Annotated in this window: 10 protein-coding genes; 7 read left to right on the top strand and 3 right to left on the bottom strand. The window is 33.8% G+C overall.

Annotated elements, in window-relative coordinates; genetic code table 11:
• Positions 1-1,134, top strand: a 1,134-nt coding sequence (locus tag ACT8VG_RS04980) for a helix-hairpin-helix domain-containing protein (RefSeq protein WP_444195323.1), incomplete at its 5' end; no start/stop codon positions are given.
• A gap of 25 nt (positions 1,135-1,159) precedes the next feature.
• Here ACT8VG_RS04980 and ACT8VG_RS04975 read toward each other — a convergent pair.
• The 3 genes from ACT8VG_RS04975 to ACT8VG_RS04965 are packed head-to-tail and all read right to left on the bottom strand — an operon-like array spanning position 1,160 to position 2,951.
• Positions 1,160-1,771: a hypothetical protein gene (locus ACT8VG_RS04975; RefSeq protein ID WP_444195322.1), complete on the bottom strand. Its 612-nt coding sequence runs from the start codon at positions 1,769-1,771 to the stop codon at positions 1,160-1,162.
• A 21-nt stretch (positions 1,772-1,792) separates the two neighbouring features.
• Positions 1,793-2,707, bottom strand: coding sequence for an ABC1 kinase family protein (locus tag ACT8VG_RS04970; RefSeq protein WP_444195321.1), 915 nt, complete (start codon positions 2,705-2,707; stop codon positions 1,793-1,795).
• A complete protein-coding gene (locus tag ACT8VG_RS04965; protein ID WP_117459189.1) occupies positions 2,691-2,951 on the bottom strand; it encodes a hypothetical protein in 261 nt (86 codons plus the stop codon). Before ACT8VG_RS04965 ends, ACT8VG_RS04970 begins: the two co-directional genes overlap by 17 nt.
• Positions 2,952-3,065: 114 nt before the next feature.
• Here ACT8VG_RS04965 and murI point away from each other — a divergent pair, with 114 nt between their 5' ends.
• The 6 genes from murI to ACT8VG_RS04935 form a co-directional block, all read left to right on the top strand.
• Positions 3,066-3,833 (top strand): glutamate racemase, encoded by a 768-nt coding sequence (murI, locus tag ACT8VG_RS04960; RefSeq protein ID WP_287514244.1) that lies wholly within the window; start codon positions 3,066-3,068, stop codon positions 3,831-3,833.
• 36 nt (positions 3,834-3,869) lie between these two features.
• Entirely contained in the window at positions 3,870-4,613 is a 744-nt protein-coding gene (locus ACT8VG_RS04955; RefSeq protein ID WP_444195320.1) for a GNAT family N-acetyltransferase, read from the top strand.
• A 79-nt stretch (positions 4,614-4,692) separates the two neighbouring features.
• A complete protein-coding gene (locus ACT8VG_RS04950) occupies positions 4,693-5,583 on the top strand; it encodes a S1C family serine protease (protein ID WP_022425609.1) in 891 nt (296 codons plus the stop codon).
• An 83-nt stretch (positions 5,584-5,666) separates the two neighbouring features.
• The gene (locus ACT8VG_RS04945; RefSeq protein ID WP_444195319.1) at positions 5,667-6,062 is read left to right on the top strand and encodes a hypothetical protein; all 396 of its coding nucleotides are present in this window, start codon (positions 5,667-5,669) and stop codon (positions 6,060-6,062) included.
• An 11-nt stretch (positions 6,063-6,073) separates the two neighbouring features.
• On the top strand, positions 6,074-7,021 hold the full coding sequence (locus tag ACT8VG_RS04940) for a D-2-hydroxyacid dehydrogenase (RefSeq protein WP_287514239.1): 948 nt from the start codon (positions 6,074-6,076) through the stop codon (positions 7,019-7,021).
• Positions 7,022-7,526: 505 nt separating this feature from the next.
• Positions 7,527-8,218, top strand: a 692-nt coding sequence (locus ACT8VG_RS04935) for an ABC transporter substrate-binding protein (protein ID WP_444195318.1), incomplete at its 3' end; no start/stop codon positions are given.

Here is an 8,218-nt window from a genome sequence, read left to right as displayed (position 1 = left end):
CTTACAGTTGATGTCATTTATCCACATCCTCCCGTTGCGAAAGTGAAGGAATCAGAGAAGAAATTAGTAGATCTCTGTACAAAATATGATGTCAATCTTATTGCGATTGGTAATGGGACAGCCAGTCGTGAAAGTGAAGCTTTTGTCGCAAATACAATTAAGAAATATCACTTACCTGTGAGTTATACTATAGTCAGTGAAGCAGGAGCGAGTGTTTATAGTGCCTCTAAGCTTGCGATAGAAGAATTCCCAGACCTTCATGTAGAACAAAGAAGCGCGATTTCTATCGCAAGAAGACTACTCGATCCTTTATCAGAACTTATTAAGATTGATCCTCAATCTATAGGAGTAGGGCAGTACCAGCATGATTTACCTTCTACACAATTAAAAGAAAGACTTAACTTCGTTGTAGAAAAAGCGGTTAACTTAGTAGGCGTGAATATCAATACAGCCAGTCCTACACTCTTAAAGAATGTCTCTGGTTTAACTCAGGCAACAGCGAATAGTATTGTGGCTTATCGTGAAGAAAATGGTAAGATCATGAGCCGTAAAGAAATGAAAAAGATTCCTAAGATTGGCCCAAAAGCCTATCAACAGGCTGCTGGTTTCTTAAGAATCGAAGAGGGCAGTGAGCCACTAGATCGTACAAATATCCATCCAGAATCTTATGATGCCACTAAAGCTATCCTAAAGGCATTAAACTTAACGACTAATGATCTAGGAACAGATGCATGTAAGAAGGCTGTCTCACAGGCTAACATAACATCTCTTAAAGAACTTACAGGACTAGATGACTATACACTTAAAGATATTCTAGATTCTATTATGAGACCATTAAGAGACTATCGTGATGATTATGATGGACCAATCCTAAGACAGGATATCCTTACATTAGAAGACTTACATGTAAATGATAAACTAGAAGGTACAGTTCGCAATGTCGTAGACTTCGGTGCCTTTGTAGATATTGGATTACATGAAGATGGACTTGTTCATATTTCTAAAATGAGTAAAAACCGTATTAAACACCCAAGCGATGTTGTCTCTGTAGGAGATATCGTAACGACATGGGTAGATACAATTGATGAACAAAGACATAAAGTTCAATTAACTATGATTGATCCCAACAAATAGAAAAAGATGATTCCAATAAACGGAATCATCTTTTTAGCTTCCATAAGTGAAAGAATACATCTATACCAAGTAACATAGAAATAGTAAACAATACAATAGACATATAATAAGACTCAGTCAATACACCACATAACATACACATGCAGCTAAATACTGTTTTAATTATAATAGATAATTCTGTTTTCTTATAGGTCTGTCTTGTATAATCATCATTCTCAGTCACATTGACATGTAACTGACCATTCTTACTCATCTTGATTAAATCATAGACAATCTGAGGTAATGCATAGCTTTTCTTTAATGTCTTATAAAGGTCATGACCTATTTTCAATCCTTGATCCTTATAATCCAGATCTTTTAGTACTGTATTACGCTTATGATTAATTAATATCTCAATAAGATTAGAAGAAGGACTGATTTTCTCTAAAGTACCTTCAAGTGTCACCAAACAACGACATAATAGAGTCAGTTCTGTCGGTATCGCAATATCATTACTTGTCACAATATCAAAACACTTCTGTATCAAATCAGAGAAATTATAATCAGATAAGCTCTTAGCTTTATATTCACTTACAATTGAATTTAATTGATGTAATAACTGTGTTTCATCTATTTCATGATCTGGTGTTACTAACATCAAGAAGGCTTCTTCTAGATCTTAAATTACATCTGCAATTAAAGCTTGTAAAGCAAGCGATAAGATATGCTGAGTAAAGGAAGAGACAGTTCCCATCATTCCAAAATCTATCCAGGCAATTTTTCCTTCATCTATTAAGATATTACCAGGATGAGGGTCAGCATGAAAGAATCCATCATCTAATATCTGTTTACAGCAGTTATCTGCCATTTTCAAGGCAATCTCATCTAAGTCATAACCTTCATACTTTAATTTCTTTATAGCATCAATAGGAATACCATCAATATAAGAATAAACAAGCAAATGATTGGTTGTATATTCATTATAGACATGAGGTGCTTTAATATAACGTATATCTTTTTGATTATTCGCAAAGACATTCATATTATTCGCTTCATTGAGGAAGTTCATCTCTGTCTGGCTTGTACGCCATAATTCATCAATAATAGAACGATAATCTATCAGATCACCTGTACCAGTCACCATCTTTAAAAGACGTGGAAACTTATGCATAATACGTACATCAGCTTCCATGATTTCATGAATATGAGGTCTTTGAACCTTTAATACAACTGTATCACCATTTAATAAATGTCCTAAATGAACCTGTGCAATAGACGCACATCCAATAGGCTTTTCTTCTATATTCTTAAATACATTCTCTATTGGCTGTCCTAGTTCTTCTTCAATAATACTACGAATAGTAGAAAAACTAAGAGGCGCAATAGACGCTCTTAGTTTTTCAAACTCTTTACAGTATTCTAGAGGTATTAGATCACTACGCATTGACATGATCTGTCCTAATTTGACATAAGTAGGACCAAGCTCTTCAATCATCTCTCTTGCCTTAATAGGAGTCAGACCATTTTTAATATCATGTTTCTTGATAATAGAGAGTATTTCTCTCATACGTTTAATATTACTGATTTTCTTCATGATCTAATGCATCAAGCTTCTGGCGCAAAGCATTACGTTCTTCTTCAGTCATGTTTTCTACATGTTCTAACAAGTCTTCACGTGCTTTTCTTTTTAATTCTTCATTCATCGCACGTCCTTTATTGATGGTATCCTGACCTTTTTTCGCAAGACTATCTGTTAAGTTTTTAGAACGATCAGCGACCTCAGCTGCTGCACCAATACCTACAAGTACTGTCTTTTTCAACAATTCACTCATAGCCATATGACATACCTCCTTTCAAATACTATTTTATCACAACTACAACCAGTGGTTAAGTAATATAGACCTTGAAAGAATAATTGTGTTATAATGAAAAAACGAAAGGGAGTTATCAGTATGAAGAAAGAAGAATATATAGGTGTATTTGATTCAGGTGTTGGAGGAGTGAGTGTCTTACAGGCTATTCATGAAATGATGCCAGGAGAGAATCTTTATTTCTTTGGTGATTCACTTAATGCACCTTATGGGGAAAAAACATTAGAAGATGTCCAGCAGCTTACTCTTAATGCGATAGAAAACATGAATAAGAAGAAACATTTAAAGGCCATCGTGATTGCCTGTAATACAGCAACAAGTGCTGCAGTGACATTATTAAGAGAAAAATATACAGATATTCCTGTCATTGGTATAGAACCTGCATTAAAACCAGCAGCTTTATCTAAGAAGAATAGTTGTATTCTTGTGATGGCGACAGCCAATACATTACGTTTAGATAAGTTTCATCAATTAGCTGAAAGATATGATAAATCAGCCACTATTATTCCAGTTCCATGTTATGGACTTGCCAAACGTATTGAACAGGGGAATTTAGATCAACCAGATTTGATTGAATTACTTACAGATTTAATAGGTCCTTATAAAGGTAAAGTAGATAGTGTTGTACTAGGTTGTACACATTATCCATTTGTGAAAAATCAAATAGCGACAGTTTTAGGTGATATTCCAATGTTTGATGGAGCCTATGGAACAAGTAAACATCTTTATAATTGTTTAAAGGAATGTGATTGTTTGAATGACCAGGAAGAAGGAGATATCCTCTATGGTTCATCCAAGGAAGATGAAATTCCTATTTATAAAACATTTATGAATACACCAATCGTATAAAAAGCCATTCACATGGCTTTTTTACTAGGAGAACGTATGAACTATATTATCCTCAATAAAGACAACATAGACACAGAACATATATGTTGTGCTATGTCTAACAAAAAGAGTCTTCAAAAAAAAGAATGGTTAAAAGAAAGATTTGATGAAGGTTTAGTATTTTATCGCAGTGAAGAAAGAGGAAAATGCTTTATTGAATATATTCCAGATCAATATGCCTGGATACCTATTAATTCTCATGGTTATATGTATATTAATTGTTTGTGGGTATCTGGTTCTATGAAGGGACATGGCTATTCTAGTGAGTTATTAAATTATTGCATAGAAGATGCACGTCAAAAGGGTTATAAAGGAGTTTGTATTTTATCATCGAAAGGACGTAAGAAAGAGTTCCTTTCTGATTATAAATATTTGACACATAAAGGGTTTAAGATAGCCGATGAATCAGATAATGCTATTATACTTATGTATCTTCCATTCACTGAAGGTAATCCTCCAGAGTTTAAAGAATGTGCCAAACATCCGCATATTAATGAACAGGGCTTTGTATTATATTATACAGATCAATGTCCTTTTACTTATTATTGGGTACCACGCATAGAAGAAGTGGCAAAAGAATACAACATTCCTTTAAAAACGATTCATATTACAACACGTGAACAGGCACAGAACCTTCCAACACCAGTTTCTACTTATGCATTATTTAAAGATGGAGAGTTTTTAACTCAAGGGATCCTTAATGAAAAGAAATTCTTAAAATATGCAGGAATTGATATGTAATAACATATTTTCCCACAAAAACCACATTTAGGTATTAAGTTTAAGATATATACTAGAATCAGAAAGTGAGAGTGGTATTATGAACAACGAAAATTTAAAAGATGTTTATGAAAAGCAGAATAAAAAGAAAGTCAGTCGTTTAAGTAAAAATATAGGTAAAGCATTTATTGCTGTGGCATTAGGTTTTGGTGGAGGCGCTGCTGGTTCTTATTTTATGAATAATCAAGGTACTACAGTAGTGACGAAGACTACTACAACTAAAGCAACAGGTACATCAAATGATGCATCAAGCATCTCTTCTAAGATGACACAAAGTGTTGTAGCCATTACAACAGAAAATATCTCAAGAGATAACTTCTGGTATGGTTCACAGGTATCAAGTGGTGCAGGTTCAGGAGTGATCATGAGCAGCGATGGTTATATTATTACTTGCGCTCATGTTGTTTCTGGCGCAAGTACAATTAAGGTTACTACAAGTGATAATAAAACATATGATGCAACTTTAGTAGGAACTTATAGTGATAATGATATTGCGGTACTTAAGATCAATGCAACCAATTTAAAACCAGCAACATTTGCGAATAGTGATAAATTAGTACAGGGTCAATCTACATATGCAGTAGGTAACCCAGAAGGTACATTCAGTGATTCTATTACTTCAGGTATCGTATCAGCCTTAAATCGTAAGATTACAGTACAGCTAGACAACGATGACTCATCTTCATCTAGTGATTATGGTCGTTTTGGTCAGCTTTATAGCTCTTCTAAGACTATCTCTATTTCTGTTATTCAGACAGATGCAGCCGTTTCTCCAGGTAACTCTGGTGGAGGATTATTTAATGGAAATGGTGATCTCATTGGTATTGTGAATGCAAAATCATCTGATACAAATAGTGAAGGTCTAGGATTTGCGATTCCTTCAAATACTGCATTAAAGATTGCGAAAGAACTCATCAACAAGAGTAATTAATAGACAAAAAGGACAGAAATGTCCTTTTTTAGTTAATATTTAGTTTACAATACAAACTTATATTAGTGTCATGGAGGTATTTTATGAAAGAAAAATTTATAAGATTCATGCAGGGAAGATATGGTGGAGCAGATAAGCTCAATAGTCATCTCATGTATTTATTATTTATTTTAGTTATTATAGAGTTATTTACTGGTTCAAAACCATTAATGATCTTAAGCTTATTTTTGATGTTTTATATTTATTTCAGAATGTTTTCTAAGAATATCTATAAACGTTATGCAGAAAACCAGAAATATGTACAGTTTATTGCACATATTACTAAGAAAGTAAACTTCTTTAAGAAAAAAAGAAAAGATAAAACACATAAATATTATAAATGTCCAACATGTAAACAAGTTGTCCGTGTACCTAAAGGACGCGGAAAGATTGAAATTAATTGTCCAAAGTGTCATACTAAGTTTATCAAAAGAACTTAGGGGGACTAAATATGTTAAAGGTATTACTTATTCCAGCTTTAGATGATTCAAATATTGAACTTATTAAAAAGTCATGTTCTGATATGAACCTTTTAAAGGTAAACAAAGAAGATTTAACACAGGAAATGATTGATGAAGCCGATGTCATTGTAGGTAATCCGCCAAGACAATTTAACTTGAATAGACCTACACTTAAAGCACTATTATTAAATAGTGCAGGGAATGATCAATTTCTTTTACCAAACATCTTAAATAGACAAACACTTCTTACGAATGCAAGTGGAAGCTATGGTCATGCTATCTGTGAACATATGATGGGAATGATCTTAAGCTTTAATAAGAATCTACGTTTCTATTATGATCGACAGAAAGAAGCAAGATGGACACCATTATTTACTGGTAGAGAAATCTATGGTTCAAATGTCTTACTACTTGGAGTAGGGGATATCGGTACTGAATTTGCGAAAGTATTGAAGGTACTTGGTGCCAATGTAACTGGACTAAGAAACTCTTATAAGGAACATCCAAATTGCGATGAAATCATTACTTCTAAAGAATTACATGATGTATTACCAAAGATGGATTATATTATTACTTCTTTACCAGCAACCAATGCAACATTCCATATGTTAAGCCATGATGAGTTCTCATTAATGAAAGAAGACGCTGTTGTATGTAATGTAGGTAGAGGTAGTGTGATTGATACTTATGCTTTATTAGAAGCATTAGACAATAAGTCTATTGGTGGGGCATTACTTGATGTTTTTGAAGAAGAACCATTACCAGCTGATTCACCATTATGGAAAAATCCTAGAGTCATGATTACACCGCATTGTTCTGGTGGATACCATTGGAAGAGTGTACAGGATTACTATACGCAATTAGTCATTAGAAACCTCAATCACTTAAAGAACCAGGAACCATTAGAAAACCTTGTGAATAGAGCAAAAGGCTATTAACAGTAGTAAAATGGACCCTGTAAAAAGGATACGATAAAAAAGGAAATATAAATATCCTGTTCATTTGAACAGGATATTTATTATATACACAAATATGTTAAGTATTATTCGAAATAATACAAAAATATAAATAAAAGTGTTGACATTGAATGTGTTGTGATGTACCATTCAGATAAACCTAAGAGCGGGAGATAAAACTTTGTATAGGGCTGATAGAGAACCGGGGATGCTGGAAACCTGGTAGCACCACAATGACAAATGGACCTGTGAGGGCGAGGGGGAAAGGCAACGAGTATCCTGAGACGTGATGCAAACGTTATAATGCAAAAATGGGTTAGCATTTATAAAGCAAAAGGTGGCTTAAAGAGTAACATATGACTTTTTTGACAGGTGTTTTTTTTATTACCTGCTAACAAGTTGGGAGGAACTCATATGAAGCGATGGCGTCGTTGTTTGAATTGAATCAAAGAAAACAAAATTTTTGAAAACGAAGAGGGACAGAACAATGAACAAAATATTAGGAACAGTATTAACTTCAGCATTAACAATTTCACTTTTAGCAGGATGTGGAACTTCTACTAGTAGTAAGAAGAAAGTAGGTATTATCCAGTTCATGGATCATACTTCATTAAATGAGATCAAGGATTCATTTGATAAAGAAATGAAGACTCTTGGATATGATGATAAGAATATCGAATATACATTCAAGAATGGTCAGGGTGACACAAATACTTGTGCAAGTATCGCCAATGATTTTGCCGGAAAGAATTTTGATTGTGTCATGGCAATTGCGACTCCTGCAGCACAGGCAGTTGCTAAACTTGCGACTAAGACACCAGTCGTATTTAGTGCAGTGACTGATCCAGTAGGGGCACAGTTGACTAGTTCATTATCTAAACCAGATAAGAATATTACTGGTACAAGTGATGAAGTACAGGTTGATCAGATTATTGATAAAGCATTAGAAATCAATCCAAATACAAAGACAATCGGTATGCTTTATAATAAAGGTGAAGCCAACTCAGTGACTAACATTAAAAAGGCAAAAGCTTATTGTGCTAAGAAGAATATCAAGGTAGAAGAAGCAACAATTGCATCAGTCAATGAAGCACAGAGTGCTGTCAATGTATTAAATAGTAAATGTGATGCAATCTTTGCACCAAATGATAATACAGTTGCAAGTGCCATGAATGTAGT

Source organism: Catenibacterium sp. (assembly GCF_052354645.1).
Taxonomy (GTDB): domain Bacteria; phylum Bacillota_I; class Bacilli_A; order Erysipelotrichales; family Coprobacillaceae; genus Catenibacterium; species Catenibacterium mitsuoka_A.
Note: the sequence above shows the minus strand (reverse complement) of the source record. Positions and strands in the feature narration are given on the sequence as shown.

What these genes read in the sequence shown, in the direction of transcription:
- ACT8VG_RS04975 (WP_444195322.1), bottom strand. Translation starts at nt 1,771, where the DNA reads ATGTTAGTAACACCAGATCATGAAATAGATGAAACACAGTTATTACAT.
- ACT8VG_RS04970 (WP_444195321.1), bottom strand. Translation starts at nt 2,707, where the DNA reads ATGAAGAAAATCAGTAATATTAAACGTATGAGAGAAATACTCTCTATT.
- ACT8VG_RS04965 (WP_117459189.1), bottom strand. Translation starts at nt 2,951, where the DNA reads ATGGCTATGAGTGAATTGTTGAAAAAGACAGTACTTGTAGGTATTGGT.
- murI (WP_287514244.1), top strand. Translation starts at nt 3,066, where the DNA reads ATGAAGAAAGAAGAATATATAGGTGTATTTGATTCAGGTGTTGGAGGA.
- ACT8VG_RS04955 (WP_444195320.1), top strand. Translation starts at nt 3,870, where the DNA reads ATGAACTATATTATCCTCAATAAAGACAACATAGACACAGAACATATA.
- ACT8VG_RS04950 (WP_022425609.1), top strand. Translation starts at nt 4,693, where the DNA reads ATGAACAACGAAAATTTAAAAGATGTTTATGAAAAGCAGAATAAAAAG.
- ACT8VG_RS04945 (WP_444195319.1), top strand. Translation starts at nt 5,667, where the DNA reads ATGAAAGAAAAATTTATAAGATTCATGCAGGGAAGATATGGTGGAGCA.
- ACT8VG_RS04940 (WP_287514239.1), top strand. Translation starts at nt 6,074, where the DNA reads ATGTTAAAGGTATTACTTATTCCAGCTTTAGATGATTCAAATATTGAA.